Genomic DNA, 20,239 nt, shown 5'->3' with positions numbered 1-20,239 from the left:
CCGCCATAAGGAGCACGTCCTATGTCTGCTACTGCCCTGCGTATCGTCGAAGGATCCTCCATGGATAAGACCAAGGCCCTGTCTGCCGCGCTCTCCCAGATCGAGCGTCAGTTCGGCAAGGGCTCGGTGATGAAGCTGGGCAAGAACGACCGCTCGATGGACATCGAGACCATTTCCTCGGGTTCACTCGGGCTCGACATTGCGCTTGGCGTCGGCGGCTTGCCGAGGGGACGGGTGGTTGAAATCTACGGGCCGGAATCCTCGGGCAAAACCACTCTGGCGCTGCACACGGTGGCCGAAGGCCAGAAGAAGGGCGGCATCTGCGCCTTCATTGACGCCGAACACGCGCTCGATCCGGTCTATGCCCGCAAGCTCGGCGTCAACATCGACGAGCTGCTGATCTCGCAGCCCGACACCGGCGAGCAGGCGCTGGAAATCTGCGACACGCTGGTGCGCTCCGGCGCGGTCGACGTGCTGGTGATCGACTCGGTTGCGGCGCTGGTGCCGAAGGCCGAACTCGAAGGCGAGATGGGCGATGCGCTGCCTGGCCTGCAGGCGCGGCTGATGAGCCAGGCGCTGCGCAAGCTCACCGCATCGATCAACAAATCCAACACCATGGTGATCTTCATCAACCAGATCCGGATGAAGATCGGCGTGATGTACGGCTCGCCGGAAACCACCACCGGCGGCAACGCGCTGAAATTTTACGCCTCCGTCCGCCTCGACATCCGCCGCATCGGCGCCATCAAGGAACGCGACGAAGTGGTCGGCAACCAGACCCGCGTCAAGGTGGTGAAGAACAAGCTGGCGCCGCCGTTCAAGCAGGTCGAATTCGACATCATGTATGGCGAGGGCGTCTCCAAGATGGGCGAAATCCTCGACCTCGGCGTCAAGGCCGGCATCGTCGAAAAGTCCGGCGCCTGGTTCTCCTATGACAGCCAGCGCCTGGGCCAGGGACGCGAGAATTCGAAAGCGTTCCTGAAAGCCAATCCGGACATGACCGCGAAGATCGAGGCGGCGATCCGTCAGAACTCGGGCCTGATCGCCGAGCAGATTCTGGCAGGCTCGCCCGAGCGCGATGCCGATGGCGAAGAGCCGGAGGATGCCGCGGAGGCGTGAGGTTTTCCGAGACCTGGTCCGCGTGATCTGAGTTTCGACATAGCGGGCGCTGAGGACGTTGAGTTGCCGACGTTCCCGGCGCCCGTTTTGTTTTGTGCGTGTGAGTGAGCCCCATGAATCGCCTGATTGTGACCAGTTCGTCCGGCTCAAGTCTCACGCGTTCAGAGCTCATAGATGCTGACGCTACGATCATGTTTCCCTTTCGCTTCGTAGGGGGACCGTTGCCATCCTTGGACGAACTCGCGCGCTATGTCGCCGCGCGTTCCGAGAGGCACGGGCCAGGCGAGCATTGGTCGAATTTTGTCAGCCTATGGCGTCACGACAGCAAAGCGCGCAGAGATCTCGCGTTGTTCGAGTTCTGCAAGCCTTACGAGGTCATCGAGCTGTGGTTTGATCCAGCGCCCGACGATCAATTGCAACTGATCTGCTGGCTCGATTGGTTCAGATCTTACCCGGAGATTGCGACCAGGCTGAAACTGCGCCTTGTCGACTTCAACCTGATCATGATGGATGTGGAGGCGCCAAAGGAGGATCGTATCCCGCTTGTCAACGTCAGCAGAGCGCATATCGAAACTGCAAGCATGTGCTGGCGGGCGTATCGGGCACCGACCCCCGAACCCTGCTTCGATCAGCTCCATCGGGATTTGAGCCCATTTCCGTTGCTGAGGCCGGCCCTGCTTGATTTGATCGAGGAACTTCCTTCTGATGTAACGGGACTTGGCGCGACGGAGATGCGGCTCCTCGAACTGGTTGCGACAGGTTTTATGGGCACAAGCATGCTGTTCTATCTTCGCGGTTTTCGTCAACGCGGAGTATTCAGCGATTGGGAAATCGGGTCCTTGCTTGAGGGGCTTGCGCACGGTCCGAGGCCGGCCCTCGCAGGGCTCGACGACGAGTTGCGTGTCATCGACAAAGAGAACTTGCGAGATCGCCTCAAGGCGTATCAGCGAAGCCGGTTGACGATGACCGAATTCGGCAAGGCGGTTCTCGCTCATAAGGAAGATTTCAGCCGCCATAACCCGATTGATCGCTGGTGGGGCGGCACGCGGCTCACCAACGATCGCCTCTGGCGCTGGAATGCGCTGCTGGTGAAGCCATGAAGCCTCTGATCCTGACCAGTTCGTCCTCGCGCCGCATGCGTTCGGAACTCGCCGATGTTGTGATTGATTTCCGCTTTCGCTTCGTACCGGGAACATTACCTCCTCCGGACGAACTCGCAACCTACGTCGCCGCGCGCTCGGAAAAGCACGGCCCGGCTGAACACTGGTCGGACTTCGTGGGCCGGTGGCCCCACGGCGACAGAGCTCGCAGGGATTTCGGGTTGCTAGAGTTCTGTCAGCCCTTTGAGGCCATCGAGTTTTGGTTCGATCCAGAGCCGAATGATCAACTGCAACAGATTTGGCTACTCGACTGTTTTCGCTCGCATCCGAAAACTGCGGCGAAGTTGAAATTGCGCCATGTTGATTTCGACTTGATGACGATGGAATACGGACCGCCTGAAAGCCTGGAGGATGTGCGGGTTGTCGACGTCACGGCGGTGCAGCTCGAGACAGCAGCCATGAGCTGGCAAGCGTATCGGGCGGCGACGCCGGAAGCCTGCTTCGATCTGCTGCATAGAGACCTGAGCGCATTTCCATTGCTAAGGCCGGCCATGCTTGACCTGCTTGAAGAGCTTCCAGGCAGCACAACGGGGCCTCGGCGCCACGGAGATGCGGCTTCTGGAGCTGATTGCAGCGGGGTATTCGCATCCGAACAGGCTGTTTTATGAAGATAAGCTCGGCCAGAGGCGGGTATTCAACGATCATGAGATCGGGTGCATGCTGGAAGGGCTTGCCCACAGCCCGCTTCCAGCCGTGGTGGGCCTCGACGACGAGTTGCGCGTGCTGGACAAGGAGAACCATGCGGGCCGTCACGCGGCATTTCTGAGAAGCTGGCTATCACTGACCGAATTCGGCAAGGCGATTCTCGCTCACAAGGAAGACTTCAGCCGCCATAACCCGATCGATTCGCTGATGGGGCGGCACGAGGCTGACCAACGATCGGATATGGCATTTCGATCCTGTTCTGACGAAACCTCAACGGAAACGCGCATGACGCGCCTGATCTTGACGGCAGACTCTTCCGCCGCGGGCGCTCTCATGGGCGCGCATCCCGGCGACCTCGCGATCGCGATCGAACGTCGGCTCATCTGGGGAGCTTTGCTGTCCGGAGTGCAACTCGACGCATTCTTCGCGGCCCGAACGACGCAGGAGAATGGCCTTCATTGGCAGGACGATAGCCCTTCCTGGCGTCTGGAAGAATTTGGCGTCGCCGATCTTGGATTGATCGAGCTGTGTACGAAATGTGAAGCAGTCGAATTGTGGATCAATCCAGAGCCGAACGCCCAATTGATGCTGCTTTGGCTGCTCGACTATTTGCGACCGCATGCCAATGTCACGTCCAGACTGGCTCTGGTCCAGGCAGACTTCAGCATCGGCAATCAACTGCCGCGGGAATTGGCGGCGTTGCGGCCTCAGGCTGTTCCAGTCCGCAACGATCACCTTGAAATCGCCGCCTCGGCATGGGCCGCCTGGCGCGCGCCGACACCGCAGGCCTGGTTCGACCTGCTGGCGCGAGACTTGAAGACGTTTCTGCATCTGCGGAATACCGTTATTTCGCTGCTCGAAGAACTTCCCATGCGCGGCTCCGGACTTGGCGCGACGGAAATGCGGATTTTGGAGCTGATATCGGCAGGTCACGTGCATCCTTACGAGGTGTTTCCGGGGCACGAGAAGTCCAATGAACGTCGGGTTTTCGGCTATTGGGAAGTGGGGGCCTTGCTCGATGGATTGGCGCATGGTCCAGCACCTGCGGTGTTGGGACTCGACGAAGGACCTTTCGATCTAGACATGCACGAGGACGCTGGCCGTCACGCACGGTACAAGCGAAGCAGGCTTGCGCTGACTGAACTTGGCAAAGCCATCATCGCGCGAGCGGACGATTTCAGCTGGCACAACCCCATTCATCGCTGGTGGGGCGGCACCGAGGTAGTCGTCCGTGAAGAACGCTGATTTCAGGCTGGATTGATCAAAGGTCTGGGGTAGAGAGCGCTGAGGAGTTGCCGCAATAAAAGGCTGAGCCAGCGGATCAGGCGGCGGAAGTTGTAGCCGACGGCGGCGAGGACAGTGTTGTTGGCGTCGCCGCGCCGGAACCAGAGATAGTTGCGGCCCATGCGGTGCTCGGCTTTGAGATGGCCGATGACGGGCTCGACGGCAGACCTGCGGCGCAGTTCGCGCTTGATCCTGGGCGTCACCCCTCGCTTCTGGCCGGAGAGGAAGACCCTGAACTTGTAATCGGGCGGCGCATTGTGGCCGCGGTAGCCCTTGTCGGCGAGGATGCGCGTGATGGTGCTACCGACCAGCGCCTCCATGTCCGGAATCACCGTTGCCAGCGTGTGGCCGTCATATGGATTGCCGGGCAGCGCCTTCACGTGGGTGACGAACTGGCCGCCCTTGCAGTGCTTGAGGGTGGTGGCAACGCTGACCTTGACGCCGAACTCGTAAGGCCGATGGGCCTTGCCTTTGCCTATGCATTCGACTTCCGGCGCATGCAGGGAATAGACCTTCGGCCCGCGTTGACGTTGCTGCTGCTCGCGTACGCGCCGCGCCAGCAATAGCAACTGTGCGAACGTCCCTTCGAGCCCGCTGTTGCCCTCGATCTTGCGGCCGATGTCGCGGATGACGCGGCCGAGATAGGTGCGCAGCTTCTTGAGCATCCGGTTGGCACGCTTGAACTGCTTGGCGTGGGCATAGCGCTGATGCTGGATCAGGGCGAACTTGCCCACCCGCGCATAGGACTGGCGCAAATCTACCCCGTGGCGCTGCGCCAGCCGCACCAGCTTCTCGCGCGCCCGGTTCAGAAGCTTCGCGTCGGTGGGGAACGTCACGTTCTTGGGCTGCACCGTGGTATCGACGATCACCCGTGACAGCTCGGACGGCTTGATCGCCTTGGTCCTGGCGGCCACCGAAAGGCTCTCCTGGAGCAGCGCCTGCAGCCGCTCCTCGCCCATGCGATTGCGCCAGCGCGTCAGCGACGAGCGATCGAACACCAGCCGGTGCTGGAAGAACTCCTCGCCGCAGAAGAACTGGTAATAGGGGTTCTCGACCCAGCGCTCGCACAGCACCTCATCGGAGAGGTCGTAGGTGTGCTTGAGGATCGCCAGCCCGGCCATCAATCGCGTCGGCAGTGGCGGGCGGCCCGGATCATCCGTGTAGACCGCCCCAAACTCCCGTTCCAGGAACCGCCAATCCACCGTGCGCCCCAGCGCCACCAGTGGATGCTTCAGGTCGATGATCTGATCGAGCCGGGAGCGGAACAGATCCTGCTCTCCCGTCTCCCGCCGTTCCGATGGCCGCATCTGGTCCCCCGCCAAAACATTCAAAGGCGAGTGAATCACAAATCAAATTTGCAAGGAATCCCCTTCCGCACACCCGATTCCCGGCAAACTCGATTGTCACAGCGTCCCGTTTCCAGATTCTAAATCAACGACTTGGGAATTCTTCACGGACGACGAGGTAACCAACGACCGGTTATGGCGCTGGGATCCTGAGCGCCGTACGCTGGTCGCGCCCTAACGCGATCGCCTCATTCCGCCGCCTGCGCGTAATCGTCGATCGGCGGGCACGAGCACACCAGATTGCGGTCGCCATAGACATTGTCGACCCGCCCGACCGGGCTCCAATACTTATCCGTGCGCGACACGCCCGCAGGAAAACAGCCCTCGGCGCGGCTATAGGCGCGGGCCCACGCATCGTCGGCGATGTCGTGCACGGTGTGCGGGGCGTGGCGCAGCGGCGAGGCCTCGATCTTCCAGCGGCCGGCCTCGATCTCGGCAATCTCGTTGCGGATCGCGATCATGGCATCGCAGAACCGATCGAGTTCGGCCCTGGATTCCGATTCGGTCGGCTCGATCATCAGCGTGCCCGGCACCGGAAAGCTCATGGTCGGGGCATGAAAGCCGTAATCGATCAGGCGCTTTGCGATGTCGTCGACGGTGACGCCGCTCGTCACCTTGAGCGGGCGCGGATCGACGATGCATTCATGCGCGACCCGGCCTTTTGCATTTCGGTACAGCACCGGGAAATGCGGCTGCAGCCGTGCGGCGATATAGTTCGCATTGAGGATCGCGATCTCGGTCGCCCGCGTCAGGCCTTCGCCGCCCATCATCAGGATGTAGATGTAGGAGATGGTCAGGATCGACGCCGAGCCGAACGGCGCCGCCGACACCGGCCCGATCACATGCGGCCCGGCGCCGTTGGCGGCGGGATGTCCGGGCAGATAGGGAGCGAGATGCGCCTTTACGCCGATCGGGCCCATGCCGGGGCCGCCGCCGCCATGCGGGATGCAGAAGGTCTTGTGCAGATTGAGATGGCTGACATCGGCGCCGTAATCGCCGGGCCGCGCGAGGCCAACCTGCGCGTTCATATTGGCGCCGTCGAGATAGACCTGGCCGCCATGGCCATGCACGATATCGCAGATCTCGCTGATGTGCTCCTCGAACACGCCATGCGTCGAGGGATAGGTGATCATCACGGCGGCGAGATTTTTCGAATGCTTTTCCGCCTTCGCCCGCAAATCGTCGACGTCGACGTCGCCCCTGCTGTCGCAGGCCGTCACCACCACTTCCATGCCGGCCATGTGGGCGGACGCCGGATTGGTGCCGTGCGCGGAGGAGGGGATCAGGCACACCTTGCGATGCGGCTCGCCGCGCGCGGCGTGATAGGCGCGGATTGCGAGCAATCCGGCATATTCGCCCTGCGCGCCGGAATTCGGCTGCAGCGAGATCGCGTCGTAGCCGGTGATATCGCACAGCCATTTGTCGAGCCGCGCAAACAGCGCGTGATAGCCTTTGGCCTGTTCGCGCGGCGCGAACGGATGCAGATGGCCGAACTCCGGCCAGGTCAGCGGGATCATCTCCGCCGTCGCATTGAGCTTCATGGTGCAGGAGCCCAGCGGGATCATCGCGCGGTCGAGCGCGAGATCTCGATCGCTGAGTTTTCGCATGTAGCGCAGCAGCTCGGTTTCGGAACGATGCGCGTGGAACACCGGATGGGTCAGGAAGGCGCTGGTGCGTTTCAGTTCCGAAGGCAACGCCTCGCGCGTGCGGGCCTCGATGTCCGCATAGGACAGCTTGCCGCCGAACGCGCGCCACACCGCCTCGATGATCGCCGGCGTGGTGGTCTCGTCCACGGCAATTCCGAGCGTTCCTTCACCGATCCGAAAGTTGATTTTCTCGGCCAAAGCGCGGGCGACGATCTCACTTTGTTTGCCGCCGGCTTCCACCGTCACGGTGTCGAAGTACGCCTCGCTCCTGGGGGCAAAGCCGAGCTTGCGCAGCCCCGCCGCCAGCACGGCAGCGCGGCGATGCACGGCGCGTGCGATATGCGTCAGTCCCTCCGGGCCGTGATAGACCGCATACATCGAGGCGATCACCGCCAGCAGCACCTGCGCGGTGCAGATGTTGGAGGTCGCCTTTTCGCGGCGGATGTGCTGTTCGCGGGTCTGCAGTGCCAGGCGGTAGGCGGGTGCCCCGCGCGAGTCCACCGACAAACCGACGATGCGGCCGGGCAGCGAACGCTTCAGCGCATCGCGCACCGCCATATAGGCCGCGTGCGGGCCGCCATACCCCATCGGCACGCCAAAGCGCTGCGCCGAACCAACCGCGATATCGGCGCCGAGTTCGCCGGGGGAAGCGAGCAGCGTCAGCGCCAGCAGGTCGGCGGCAACCACCGCAAGCGCGCCCTTGGCGCGCAGCGTTGCGATCGCCGGCCGCAAATCGCGCACCGCGCCGGACGTCCCCGGATATTGCAGCACGGCGCCGAACACGTCCGCGCTGTCGAGATCGGTGAGGGGATCGCCGACGATTAATGTCCATCCCAGCGGCTCGGCGCGGGTGCGCAGCACGGCCAGCGTCTGCGGATGCACTTCCGCGTCCACGAAGAACGATTTTGTCTTCACCTGCGAGGCGCGTTCCGCCAGCGCCATCGCCTCCGCCGCCGCGGTGGCCTCATCGAGCAATGAAGCGTTGGCGACGTCGAGCCCGCTGAGATCGCAGATCATGGTCTGGAAATTGAACAGCGCTTCCAGCCGGCCCTGGCTGATTTCCGGCTGATACGGCGTGTAGGCCGTGTACCAGGCCGGGTTTTCCAGAATGTTGCGCTGGATCACTGCGGGCAGGATGGTGCCGGAATAGCCTTGGCCGATCAGCGAGGTGAACACCTGGTTTTGCGCGGCGAGTTCGCCCATATGCGCCAGCGCCTCGGTTTCGCTCAAAGCACGGCCGAGATCGAGCGGCGCCTGCTGCCGGATCGAGGACGGCAGCGTTTGGCCCATCAGCGCGCTGAGGCTCTTGACGCCCACCGTCTCCAGCATGGCCGTGATGTCGCGAGGCGAGGGGCCGATGTGCCGGCGCACGAAATCGGTGGCGGCTTCGTTTAAATGCTTGAGCGGCGCGTTCATGGGCTGATCCTCAGGCCGTGTGCTTGGCGTAGGCGGCCTCGTCCATCAGGCCGTCGAGTTCTTTTTTGTCCGCGATCTTCAGTTTGAAGAACCACGCCTTGCCGGCGGCGTCGGAATTGACCAAAGCGGGCTCGGCGGCCAGCGCATCGTTGACCTCGAGCACTTCGCCGGAGATCGGCGCGTAAACGTCGGAGGCTGCCTTGACGGATTCGACGACGGCGGCGGCTTCCGCCTTCTTCAGGGATCGCCCGACCTTGGGCAGTTCGACGAACACGACGTCGCCGAGCTGCGATTGCGCGTAGTCGGTGACCCCGATGGTGGCGACATCGCCATCGATGCGGAGCCATTCGTGGTCGGAGGTGAACAGCGTCGTCATGGAACTTCCTCTAGCGTTTATAGGTATTGGGAACGAAGGGCATGGCTGCGACCTTGAGCGGCAGACGCTGTCCGCGCACTTCGGCGAATAGTGTTGTGCCGATGGAAGCGAGCGACGACGGCAGATAGCCCATCGCTACCGGTGCATTGAGACTCGGGCCAAAGCCGCCGGAGGTGACCTTGCCGATTTGTTCGGTCGAGGCCGCATCCGCAAACAGCGCTGCGCCTTCGCGCACCGGCGCGCGGCCTTCCGGCTGCAAGCCGACGCGGCGGCGCGGCGCGCCTTTTTCGAACTGCGCGAGAATCGTGTCCGCGCCGGGGAAGCCGCCCGCGCGCGCGCCGCCAAGGCGGCGGCTTTTCTGGATCGACCATTCCAGCGCGCCGTCGACCGGCGTCGTCATGGTGTCGATGTCGTGGCCATAAAGACAGAGCCCGGCCTCGAGCCTAAGGCTGTCGCGCGCGCCGAGCCCGACCGGCAGCACGTCGCTGTTCTCCAGCAGCGCGGTGGCCAGCGCTTCGGCGTGAACGGCTGGAACCGAAATCTCAAAACCATCTTCGCCGGTATAGCCGGAGCGCGAGACGAAGCAGTCGTAACCGGCCACGCGACGCGGTCCCGCATCCATGAACTTCATCGCGGCTGTGTCTGCACAAAATTTCGTCAGCGCTGCTTCGGCCTTCGGTCCCTGCAGCGCGATCAGCGCGCGGTCGCCGAGCGAATCGATGACGCAGACATCCGAGAGGTGCGCGCGCAGATGCGCCTCGTCTTCAGCCTTGCAGGCGGCGTTGACGACCAGAACCAGATGGTCGCCGAAATTCGCCACCATCAAATCGTCGAGAATGCCGCCATTCGCTTCGGTAAACTGAGCGTAGCGTTGCCGTCCCGGCGCAACCGCAACGATATCCTGCGGCACCAGCCGCTCCAGCGCGAGCGCGGCGTCCAAAACCCTGCCGGATTTGGGCCGCAGCGCGACCTGGCCCATATGAGAGACGTCGAACAGGCCGGCCTTCTCGCGGGTATGCAGGTGTTCCCGGAGCACGCCGGCCGGGTACTGCACCGGCATGTCATAGCCGGCGAAAGGCACCATCCTGGCGCCGCGCGCCACATGGAGGGTGTGCAAAGGGGTCTGTTTTAAGGGAGATTCGTCGCGCGCCAGCATCAAGGAGCCCTCGCGGTTCCCGAGGACCAGCCCCCGAAAACCTACAGAAAGCCCCATCTGTCGCTGTGCCTGAGAGTATTATCCCGTCGGCGGACGCATCAGGCCGAAGCCCGAGGGCCCAAGCCTATGTGTCTCTTTCCAGATGCTATCAAGTCACGCGGTCCGTTTGCCTGAGAGTTTCCGGGGCGGTTGCTCCTTCGGCGCCAGCACTTAAGCCGATCTCTCCCGACGCGACTGTCTTGAACAGATAAGAGCAAAACACGGCTCCGCCAAGCCTGTCAACGCAGCCGCAGCAATATCAACGATTCTTGCAACGGCTCTTGTGTGGTGCGGCAAGCCTATGATCCGCCTGCACAGTTTCTGGACAGCGCGACAGCCCTTGTCTAAAAGCGTTGCGCCGGAGGATCAGGCTATTTGCGGCCAAACCCGGACAGATTTCCGATTGGATGAACATGAGCGGCGTCAACGAGATCAGGTCGACATTCCTCAACTTCTTCGCCAAGAACGGCCACGAGATCGTGCCGTCGTCGCCGCTCGTTCCGCGCAACGACCCGACCCTGATGTTCACCAATGCCGGCATGGTGCAGTTCAAGAACGTCTTCACCGGCGTCGAAAAGCGCGGCTATCAGCGCGCCACCACCTCGCAGAAATGCGTGCGCGCCGGCGGCAAGCACAACGACCTCGACAATGTCGGCTACACCGCCCGGCATCACACCTTTTTCGAGATGCTCGGCAATTTCTCGTTCGGCGATTACTTCAAGGACCACGCAATCGAGCTCGCCTGGAACCTGGTGACGAAAGAGTTCGGCCTGGCGAAGGACAAGCTCACTGCGACCGTCTATATCGACGACGACGAGGCGTTCGATCTCTGGAAGAAGATCGCGGGGCTTCCTGAATCGCGCATCATCCGCATCGCAGGTTCCGACAATTTCTGGCAGATGGGCGACACCGGCCCCTGCGGGCCCTGTTCGGAAATCTTCTACGACCATGGCGACAAGATCTGGGGCGGCCCTCCGGGCTCGCCCGAGCAGGACGGCGACCGCTTCATCGAGATCTGGAATCTCGTGTTCATGCAGTTCGAACAGCTCGAAGGCGGCGTGCGTAACGCGCTGCCGAAGCCGTCAATCGATACGGGTGCGGGCCTTGAGCGTGTTGCGGCCGTGCTGCAGGGCAAGCACGACAATTACGATATTGACCTGTTCGTCGCCCTGATCCGCGCCATCTCGGAACTGACCGGCGCCGATCCGCAGGGGCCGCAAAAGGCGTCGTTGCGCGTGATCGCCGACCATCTGCGTGCGTCGTCGTTTTTGATCTCCGATGGCGTGCTGCCGTCGAACGAAGGCCGCGGCTATGTGCTGCGTCGGATCATGCGCCGCGCGATGCGCCACGCACAGTTGCTCGGCGCGCGCGAGCCGCTGATGCATCGGCTGGTGTGGGCGCTGGTGCGCGAGATGGGCCAGGCCTATCCGGAACTGGTGCGCGCCGAAAAGCTGATCGAGGAGACGCTGCGGCTGGAAGAGACGCGTTTTCGCAAGACGCTGGAGCGGGGGCTTTCGATCCTCGACGAGAAGAGCAGTTCGCTCAAGCAGGGCGACATGTTCGACGGCGACACCGCGTTCACGCTGTACGACACCTATGGGTTCCCGCTCGATCTGACCCAGGACGCGCTGAAATCGCGCGGCATCGGCGTCGATATCGCCTCGTTCACGGATGCAATGGAAAGGCAGAAAGCTAAGGCGCGCGCGTCTTGGTCTGGTTCGGGCGACACGAAGACGGAGAACTACTGGTTCCCGTTGCGCGAGAAGTACGGCGCTACCGAATTCCTTGGCTATGACACGGAGATCAGCGAAGGCGTTGTTCAAACGATTATACGTGGTGGGCCGGAAGTTAGCGAATTAAAGGCCGGCGAAAGCGGTGAAGTGGTCCTTAATCAAACTCCATTTTATGCAGAGTCGGGTGGTCAAGTTGGTGACACGGGTTGGCTGAAGCGTACCTCTGACGGCGAAATTGTCGCTGATGTTCTCATGACGCATAAGCAGGCAGGCGATCTTTTTATACACAATGTCAGAGTGAAATCTGGTGTGCTCAAGGTCGGCGATTCGGTTCGGCTTGAAGTCGATCATGCTCGCCGCTCGTCGATTCGCGCCAATCACTCCGCGACGCACCTCTTGCATGAAGCGCTGCGGCAGGTGCTCGGCGATCACATCGCGCAGCGCGGCTCGCTGGTGGCGCCGGATCGTCTGCGCTTCGACTTCGTGCACCCGAAGCCGATCACGCCGGAAGAACTCGCCCGCGTCGAGGATATCGCCAACGATGTGGTGCTGGAAAACGACGAGGTCATGACGCGCCTGATGGCGGTCGACGACGCCCGTGAGGCGGGGGCGCGCGCGCTGTTCGGCGAGAAGTACGGCGATGAGGTCCGCGTCGTCTCGATGGGCAAGCACAGCCGCGAGCACGGCCAGAACGCGCTCGGCTGGTCGGTCGAATTGTGCGGCGGCACCCATGTGCGCCGTACCGGCGATATCGGCCTGATTTCGGTCACCGGCGAAAGTGCGGTGGCTTCAGGCGTCCGCCGCATCGAGGCGCTGACCGGACGCCATGCGCGCAAGCACGCCAACGACACCATGGCGCTGGCGAAAACCGCAGCACTGGAGCTGCGCACCACGATCGACGACGTGCCGGCGCGGATCGCTTCCCTGATGGAAGAGCGCAAGAAGCTCGAGCGCGATCTGTCGGATGCGCGCAGGAAGCTGGCAATGGGCGGCGGCGCTTCGTCCGCCAATGGATCCGCCGCGGCCTCCGGCGTGCGCGCAGTCGGCAACGTCAAGCTTTTGGCGCGCGCGGTCGAAGGCGTCGAGACCAAGGACCTCAAGAGTCTCGTCGATGACGGCAAGAAGCAGATCGGCTCCGGCGTGGTCGCGATCGTCGGCGTCACCGAGGACGGCAAGGCCGGCATCGTGGTCGGCGTCACCTCCGATTTGACCGCGCGTTTCAACGCGGTCGAACTGGTGCGCAAGGGCTCCGAGGCGCTCGGCGGCAAGGGCGGCGGCGGACGGCCCGACATGGCGCAGGCCGGCGGCCCCGACGGCGCCAAGGCCAATGCGGCGCTGGCGGCGATCGAACAAGCCATGGCTGGCGCTTAAGTCCGGTGGCGATCGTCCCGCGCAGAAAGCGGTTGAACGATCCCAATCTGCGGGACCGGCTCTACGAGCTGCTCGAACACGATCATCTGCCGTACTCGGTCGGCTCGCGCTTCGTCCGGCTGATCGTCGCCATCATCATCATCGACGTGCTGGCGATGATCCTGGCGTCGGTGCCGGAATTCGATGCGCGTTTCGGCACCCTGTTCACCGTCGTCAAGATCGGTGCGGTCGCGGTGTTTGCGCTGGAATACGCCGCCCGGCTCTGGAGCGTGGTCGGCCACTCGCCGCGAAATTTGTCGCCGACGCAGGACCGGCTCGAATACGCGCTCTCGAGCCTCGGCATCATCGATCTGCTGGCGTTCCTGCCGGCGTCGATCGCGCTGATCGCCGGCAGCCGCTCAACGCTGGTGCTACTTGGTGTGTTGCCGTTTTTCAAACTGGTGCGTTATTCGCCGGCGATGCGCTCGCTGCTATCAGCGCTTCACGCCGAGCGGCGGACGCTGGTCGGCTGCCTTGTGATCCTGATGGGAGCGGTCCTGCTGTTCGCCTCGCTGCTCTACGCCATCGAGCACGACGTGCAGCCCGACAAATTCGGTACCATTCCGCAGGCGATGTGGTGGGCGATCGTGACGCTGGGCACCGTCGGCTATGGCGACGTGGTGCCGATCACGCCGCTTGGCAAACTGGTATCGGTGTTCGCCATCATTGGCGGCTTGACTATGATCGCGCTGCCGGTCGCGATCATTTCCACCGCCTTTGCCGACGAGGTCCGGCGGCGCGACTTCGTCGTCACCTGGGGCATGCTGGCGCGGGTGCCGCTGTTCTCGCATCTCAGCGCCGCTGAAATTGCCGACATCATGCGCCTGCTGCGGGCCAGGACCATTGAGTCCGGCGAAGTCCTGGTGCGGCGCGGCGATACCGCCTCCTCGATGTACTTCATCACCGCGGGCGAGGTCGAAATCGAGTTGCCGAGCCAGCGCGTGCGGCTTTCAGACGGGACCTTCTTCGGCGAAATCGCGCTGCTGCACCGTACCAATCGCAGCGGCACGGTGACGGCGACACGCAAGACCAGGCTTTTGGCGCTCGATGCGCAGGATTTCCACGCGCTGATCGAACGCATGCCCACGCTCGCTGCCCATGTCCACAAGACCGCGAAGGCGAGGCTTGCGGATAGCAATGAGGCGATGAAGGGCGATCTCGCCGTGGCCGAAATCGCGCAGGCCGAGCACGACGACCAGCCCGTGGACAAATAGCCGGGCGCGAACGGCAGCGCCGCAATTAATTCTTACGTTTCCAGACGAAGTACAGTGTGCCTTCGAATTTCGGCTGGGGGGTCCCTGCGCCGGCTTGCGGCGGTTCCCCGCCCGAAAAGCTCAATGCGACATCGGTGACCCGAATGCCATGGCAGGTCTGATGCACCGTCTGCATCCGGATCCTTGGCCAATACATGCGGGGCCATCGCGCTTTAGCCCGAGGCGTGCGGGCTCGACGAGTAGAAACACCTCCGCCCAGCAGCGTGCTGAGCCGCGTCGAAAGATACGGGAACATCGAAACCCCCTTCATTAGAATTGTAATTAAAAATTACACAAACGGTTTAAGGAGTCAAACATTAGTCGGCCATTAACCATTTTTGGGGGTAACCACCGATTCGATCAGTAAGGCTCTGGCGGACCGGTAATGTTCTGTTACCTTAATAAAGAGTAAAAAGGGACCCTGGAACCGACAAATGGCGCTTTCCTCGGACGTTGTGCGGCAGGTCGAGCAGGATTTGCTCGTGAAGGCGGATGTGCTGGCCTACCATTTAGGTAATTTGGTAGTGACGGACGCCGAGCGTGCCAAGGCCGTCTACGAGGAAATCGTCGCGCGCTTGCGGGACGCGGTTTCGCCGGGGGCCGATCTGGCGCCGAAATCCGAGCTGCTATCGCTGGATCGGCGGCCGAATGTTCGTCTCGCCAAATCCGGCGGCGATGAAATCGAGGATTTCATCCTTGAAATCCTCGCCCACAGCCCGCGCGGGTTGTCGGTGCAGGAAATCGTCGACGGCCTTCAGGAGGCCGAGATCGAGATCAAGCGGGCGACGCTGGTGGTTCGTCTTCACCGCATGCTGCAGGCGGGAAAGCTGACCTCGAGAACCCATGGCCATTATGTGCTGAGCGAAGCCGAACATAATCGACGTCAATCGGCTTAAGCGTCAAAATCCGGTCCTGTGCATATCCCGAGGCTCGCGGAGCCTGTCATCGGGCGCGCATTCGTGCGACTCGTTGGCTCGAGGATGACGGAGAGTACGAACCTCATCCTGAGGAGCTTGCGAAGCAAGCGTCTCGAAGGATGGATACAACACACGGACTCGCGGCCATCCTTCGAGACGCGGCGAAGACGCCGCTCCTCAGGATGAGGTCCGAGATAGCTTCACAGCTTCTCAGAATGACGGATCGGGTGAGCTTTCCGCGCTTACCCCTTGCGCAGGAACACGTAATCCGCCGAGTAGGGCGCGCTGCGGGTGGCGCCGGTCTTGTCACACGCGCCGTCGAGCTTTCCGCCCTGCGTGTTGATCCGCTGCACCGTCGTTGCGCCTGAGAGGATGCCGCTGCCGCGCTTGGAAGTCACCTCGAGCTTCAGCCAGGGAATGTCGTTTGGCGTTGCGCCGGGCGCGTTGCCGATAGCTTTGCCGACTGCGGCGCTGCCGTCGACATGTTCCCAGCTCGGTCCGGCATAGTGGCGGCCGACGGTCTTGCCGTCGGCCATCAGGGTCGCAACCGGCTCGCGAAACGCCCAGGCCAGTTTGCCTTCGGCGCCTGTCTTGCATTCGTAGACCTGGGCGCCCTCGGCGTGAACGGCGAGGACGACCGCCTCTCCCGGCGCCGCGATGGCGTCGGGAAGCGGTGTCTCGGCGTGCGCGGTGGGAGGCATTCCCAACAACAGCAGTAGTGCCAGCGTGGCAGTCTTGAAATTCGGCATTGTGCGCTTCCGGATGTAGGGTTTCGTCATTGCGAGGAGCGTAGCGACGAAGCAATCCATTCTTTCTTTCGGTAGAGAGATGGATTGCTTCGCTTCGCTCGCAATGACGTTGATAGGCCAGCGGAAAGTGGCCGGCGGTTTATGCCGGCACCATCGCCTTGGTCAGGTTTTCCGCGACCTTGTCGAGGAAGCCGGTGGTGGAGAGCCAGCGCTGGTCGGCGCCGACCAGGAGCGCAAGGTCCTTGGTCATGTAGCCGGCCTCGACGGTGTCGACGCAAACCCGCTCCAGCGTGGCGGCAAACTTCGCCAGCGCCTCGTTATTGTCGAGCTTTGCGCGATGCGACAGGCCGCGGGTCCAGGCGAAGATCGAGGCGATCGAGTTGGTCGAGGTCTCCTTGCCCTTCTGGTGCTCGCGGTAATGCCGGGTCACCGTGCCATGCGCGGCCTCGGCTTCCACGGTGTCGCCGTCCGGCGTCATCAAGACCGAGGTCATCAGGCCGAGCGAGCCGTAGCCTTGCGCCACGGTGTCGGACTGCACGTCGCCGTCGTAGTTCTTGCAGGCCCAGACATAGCCGCCCGACCACTTCATCGCGGCCGCCACCATGTCGTCGATCAGGCGGTGCTCGTAGGTGATCTTCTTGGCGTCGAACTTGGCCTTGAATTCCTTGTCGAAGATGTCCTGGAAGATGTCCTTGAACCGCCCGTCATAGGTTTTCAGGATGGTGTTCTTGGTCGAGAGATAGACCGAATAGCCCTTGGAGAGGCCCTGATTGAAGGAAGCACGGGCGAAATCGGCGATCGAGTCGTCGAGATTGTACATCGCAAGCGCGATGCCGGCGCCGGGCGACTTATAGACTTCCCGTTCGATCACTTTGCCGTCCTCGCCGACGAATTTCATCGTCAGTGTGCCCTTGCCGGGGAATTTGAAATCGGTGGCGCGATACTGGTCGCCGAAGGCGTGACGGCCGATGATAATCGGCTTGGTCCAGCCGGGGACCAGCCGCGGCACGTTCTTGCAGATGATGGGTTCGCGGAACACGACGCCGCCGAGGATGTTGCGGATGGTGCCGTTCGGCGATTTCCACATTTCCTTGAGGCCGAATTCCTTCACCCGGGCCTCGTCCGGGGTGATGGTGGCGCATTTGACGCCGACGCCGACCTTCTTGATGGCGTTGGCGGCGTCGACCGTGACCTGGTCATTGGTCTTGTCGCGGTATTCCATCCCAAGGTCGAAATACATCAGGTTGATATCGAGGAACGGGTTGATCAGCTTGTCCTTGATGTATTGCCAGATGATCCGGGTCATCTCGTCGCCATCGAGTTCGACGACGGGGTTGGTCACCTTGATTTTTGCCATGACGGAGGGGGCCTTTTTGGAACAGGGCGTTTCGGAAGGGGGGTGGGTAATGCCGACGCTATAGCACCCGAAAACGCGGGCTGGAAGGCGATTGGGCGGGTAGCTGCGGCCCGATCTCAGGCGAGCTTGAACCGGCGCGCCAGCGCCGCTTTCGCCTTGCCCTCCGGCATGGCAGCTATCACGGACGCCGCCGATCCCGCCTGCCGCTGCTCCCTGACTTCGGCGATGTGCCGATAAAGCCTTGCCGCGCGCCAGTGATGATCCGGGTTGCACAGCCTGAGAATCGCCTGCCAGATCGGTTCGGCGAAGGCGTCGTCGGCGGCATTGCGGCCGCTCCACAGACAGTTCAGGGCGAATATGCGCGAGGCGAGCGGCTCGACTTCGGGAGCAAGCCGCAACACCCGGTCGAGTTCGGCGCGCGCATAGGCTTGCCGGCCACGGCTCCAGGCGGCCCGCAGCGGCCAGGACATCACCGCCACGGTGTTATAGGCGTCGGAGCAGTCATAGGCGGCGGCGATGGCCTGACCCGCGATGCTGCCGATACTCGATTCGCGCGCGTGCTCGGCGACACAGGACAACGCCTGGGCGCGATACCAGGCGTCGGGAATGGTATGGGCCAGCGCGAGCGCCCTGGCTGGATCGGTTGGCGCAATCCGGCCGACCTCGGCGCGTCCATGGACGGAGACCATGGTGGGGCGGTCGGGCACCAGCTTGCTGCGCAAATAGGCGGTCATGCCGACTTGGTCGCAAGCTGACGCCCGCGGGTTCGCGCGGGGCAGGCTGATCCGGCGCGAAAGCTTAAGCTAGAACGCGGCCTGGGTAGCCGTCCCCGCCACCACATACCAGGTGACGAACAGGCCGCAGATCAGCGCGCCCGGCAGGCTGGAGCCGGTGCGGCGCCAGGTGAAGGTCGCGATCACAGCGCAAATCGCCAACAGCGGCACGAACTGGATGGCGACAATGGTAGACAGAGGCACGAAGCCGGGATCGGGCAGCGGATTGAACAGCTTTCCCGATATCCAGAGCGTGCCGTATTGCAGCACCAGGAGCGCGATGAAGCCGAGCGTGAGCGCCAGGATATTGGTCAAATAGAGCGCGCCGCGCCCAGCGCCCATGGTCGAGAAATTCCGGTGCAGCACATGGAGCGCGACCACGAAGAACGCGATGAGGGGCACCAGGTAGATCAGGAAAATCAGGAATTGCTTGCCGTTCATCAGCTTGAGGGCGACGATCCAGAACCGGAAATCGATCTTGAAGGCGAGATCGGCCAGCCACAGCGCGGCATAACCGATTACGACGGTGGCGATCGCGATCACGACCGACTGGGCGACGATCCCGGCCCGGCCCGTCCGTTTCGGCGCGAACGGCATCAGCGCCAGCGTGATCAACGCGTTGATGATGGCCCAGACCATGATCTGGTTGGTGATGCCCTGCGGCAGGAACGCCGACGGCTTTACAAAAGTCCCGGCCAGTGCGAACGCCGGATAATAGGTCAGCGCGGGAATGAAGGCTGACAGCAGGAGCGCCACTGTCCAGCGTTTGCCCTTTGCCGCGACGTGGTCCGGCATGGTGCCGTCGGCGATTTCGGGCAGCCGCAGGCGCGAAAACATTGCCGCCTCCAGCAGGCCGTCGAAGGCGCCGATCAGGAGCGCCACGAAGCCGAGCAGGGCGATCAGGGTGCCGATTTCCTTGCGGAACCAGATCTGGTCGTCGGCCGGCCGCGGCGTCCCGCCCTGCAAGGTCCTGGCAAACCAGTCGAGGCTGTAGCCGATCGCTTCATGGGAGATGTGCTCATCCGGATGGGTGATCGCCGGCGTGTAGAGCACCCGGGCAGTCCCTTGGGCGATGTCGCCATAGACCCTGCCGGGTTCGACGGCGCCTTGCGTGCCGAACATCGCCCACAGCTTTGGGCTTTGGGTCACGTCGCGGGCGCGATCGACGCCCCACATCAGCGTGGGGAATTCCTCGTATTGCGCGAACACCAGCGCGACGTTTTTCGGCCAGCTAGAGGTGCCGTCGGCGGCGAACGGCTTGCCGGTCGACGACCCTTCCAGCACCATCGACTTGTAGTCGTTGGGCATGGCGGTGGCGGCGGCGAGTACGGTCCAGCCACCCATCGAGTGGCCCTCCAGCCCGATATTGTTCTTGTCGACCATGTCGAGGCCGCGCAGATGCGCGAGCCCATCGGGGCCGCCAAAGCCGCCTGCGAAGGCGGGCGGATCGCTGTAGCCATGGCCGGTCTGGTCGAGGGCGAGGACCACGTAACCGCGGCGGGCGAATTCGATCGCAAAGCCGTCCTGGGTTTCGCGCGAATTGATGTAGCCGTGCACCGCGAGGATGCCGGGGGCGGGGGTCTGCGCGGTCGCGTTCGGCGGGATGTAGAGCAGGGCGCTCATGGTGTTGCCCTTGGCGCCCTTGAAACGGATATCCTCGATCCGGATGCCACCAGCGGTCTGGGTGAAGTGCGCGAGCAACCCGCCGGCCAGAATCAGAACCACGCCAATAATGGCCAACGACCATCTGCCGCGCATCGACGCCTCCCCCATGTGCCCTTCGCCGTTGCAGCGGCTTTCAGGTTCGTTTTATTTGTGATTGATACCCTATCCGAAGCCGGAATGCGCACAAGCGAGCCC

At 62.7% G+C, this 20,239-nt stretch carries 15 protein-coding genes and 1 riboswitch; of the genes, 7 read left to right on the top strand and 8 right to left on the bottom strand.

Annotated elements, in window-relative coordinates; translation table 11 throughout:
- Window positions 1–21: 21 nt before the first annotated feature.
- From recA to V1289_RS03620, 4 genes are all read left to right on the top strand, one after another.
- Window positions 22–1,119 (top strand): recombinase RecA, encoded by a 1,098-nt coding sequence (recA, locus tag V1289_RS03635; RefSeq protein WP_309178045.1) that lies wholly within the window; start codon window positions 22–24, stop codon window positions 1,117–1,119.
- Window positions 1,120–1,232: 113 nt separating this feature from the next.
- Window positions 1,233–2,219, top strand: a complete 987-nt coding sequence (locus V1289_RS03630) for a hypothetical protein (protein WP_334395666.1) — start codon at window positions 1,233–1,235, stop codon at window positions 2,217–2,219.
- Window positions 2,216–2,887: a hypothetical protein gene (locus V1289_RS03625; protein WP_334395665.1), complete on the top strand. Its 672-nt coding sequence runs from the start codon at window positions 2,216–2,218 to the stop codon at window positions 2,885–2,887. The genes V1289_RS03630 and V1289_RS03625 overlap by 4 nt, the downstream gene beginning before the upstream one ends.
- A gap of 49 nt (window positions 2,888–2,936) precedes the next feature.
- Complete coding sequence (locus V1289_RS03620) at window positions 2,937–4,169, top strand: hypothetical protein (protein ID WP_334395664.1); 1,233 nt, start codon at window positions 2,937–2,939, stop codon at window positions 4,167–4,169.
- A gap of 2 nt (window positions 4,170–4,171) precedes the next feature.
- Here V1289_RS03620 and V1289_RS03615 read toward each other — a convergent pair whose 3' ends face one another.
- The 4 genes from V1289_RS03615 to gcvT form a co-directional block, all read right to left on the bottom strand.
- A complete protein-coding gene (locus V1289_RS03615) occupies window positions 4,172–5,515 on the bottom strand; it encodes an IS5 family transposase (protein WP_334395663.1) in 1,344 nt (447 codons plus the stop codon).
- Between the two features lie 227 nt (window positions 5,516–5,742).
- Window positions 5,743–8,616 carry an aminomethyl-transferring glycine dehydrogenase gene (gcvP, locus tag V1289_RS03610; RefSeq protein WP_334395662.1) on the bottom strand — a complete coding sequence of 958 codons (2,874 nt, stop codon included), beginning with the start codon at window positions 8,614–8,616 and terminating at the stop codon, window positions 5,743–5,745.
- A 10-nt stretch (window positions 8,617–8,626) separates the two neighbouring features.
- Entirely contained in the window at window positions 8,627–8,992 is a 366-nt protein-coding gene (gene gcvH, locus V1289_RS03605; protein WP_074274967.1) for a glycine cleavage system protein GcvH, read from the bottom strand.
- Window positions 8,993–9,002: 10 nt separating this feature from the next.
- Window positions 9,003–10,148, bottom strand: coding sequence for a glycine cleavage system aminomethyltransferase GcvT (gene gcvT / locus V1289_RS03600; protein WP_334395661.1), 1,146 nt, complete (start codon window positions 10,146–10,148; stop codon window positions 9,003–9,005).
- A 148-nt stretch (window positions 10,149–10,296) separates the two neighbouring features.
- A riboswitch (glycine riboswitch) is annotated at window positions 10,297–10,387 on the bottom strand.
- Between the two features lie 213 nt (window positions 10,388–10,600).
- On the opposite strand from gcvT, the gene alaS reads away from it, so the two are divergent.
- The 3 genes from alaS to V1289_RS03585 all read left to right on the top strand — a co-directional run bounded on the left by alaS (window position 10,601) and on the right by V1289_RS03585 (window position 15,479).
- Window positions 10,601–13,291, top strand: a complete 2,691-nt coding sequence (gene alaS, locus V1289_RS03595) for an alanine--tRNA ligase (RefSeq protein WP_334395660.1) — start codon at window positions 10,601–10,603, stop codon at window positions 13,289–13,291.
- A gap of 5 nt (window positions 13,292–13,296) precedes the next feature.
- Entirely contained in the window at window positions 13,297–14,544 is a 1,248-nt protein-coding gene (locus V1289_RS03590) for a cyclic nucleotide-gated ion channel (RefSeq protein ID WP_334395659.1), read from the top strand.
- Between the two features lie 473 nt (window positions 14,545–15,017).
- A complete protein-coding gene (locus V1289_RS03585) occupies window positions 15,018–15,479 on the top strand; it encodes a hypothetical protein (RefSeq protein ID WP_334395658.1) in 462 nt (153 codons plus the stop codon).
- 263 nt (window positions 15,480–15,742) lie between these two features.
- Here the strand turns inward: V1289_RS03585 and V1289_RS03580 are convergent, their stop codons facing one another.
- From V1289_RS03580 to V1289_RS03565, 4 genes are all read right to left on the bottom strand, one after another.
- Window positions 15,743–16,249, bottom strand: coding sequence for a DUF3455 domain-containing protein (locus V1289_RS03580; protein ID WP_442895941.1), 507 nt, complete (start codon window positions 16,247–16,249; stop codon window positions 15,743–15,745).
- 139 nt (window positions 16,250–16,388) lie between these two features.
- Window positions 16,389–17,606, bottom strand: coding sequence for an NADP-dependent isocitrate dehydrogenase (locus V1289_RS03575; RefSeq protein ID WP_334395657.1), 1,218 nt, complete (start codon window positions 17,604–17,606; stop codon window positions 16,389–16,391).
- A gap of 116 nt (window positions 17,607–17,722) precedes the next feature.
- Window positions 17,723–18,340 (bottom strand): hypothetical protein, encoded by a 618-nt coding sequence (locus V1289_RS03570; protein ID WP_334395656.1) that lies wholly within the window; start codon window positions 18,338–18,340, stop codon window positions 17,723–17,725.
- Between the two features lie 69 nt (window positions 18,341–18,409).
- The gene (locus tag V1289_RS03565) at window positions 18,410–20,137 is read right to left on the bottom strand and encodes an alpha/beta hydrolase family protein (protein ID WP_334395655.1); all 1,728 of its coding nucleotides are present in this window, start codon (window positions 20,135–20,137) and stop codon (window positions 18,410–18,412) included.
- Window positions 20,138–20,239: the final 102 nt, after the last annotated feature.

The organism is Bradyrhizobium sp. AZCC 2289 (assembly GCF_036924615.1).
Lineage (GTDB): Bacteria > Pseudomonadota > Alphaproteobacteria > Rhizobiales > Xanthobacteraceae > Bradyrhizobium.
The sequence above is the reverse complement of the archived record's forward strand: the minus strand, read 5'-3'. Positions and strand labels throughout refer to the sequence as shown.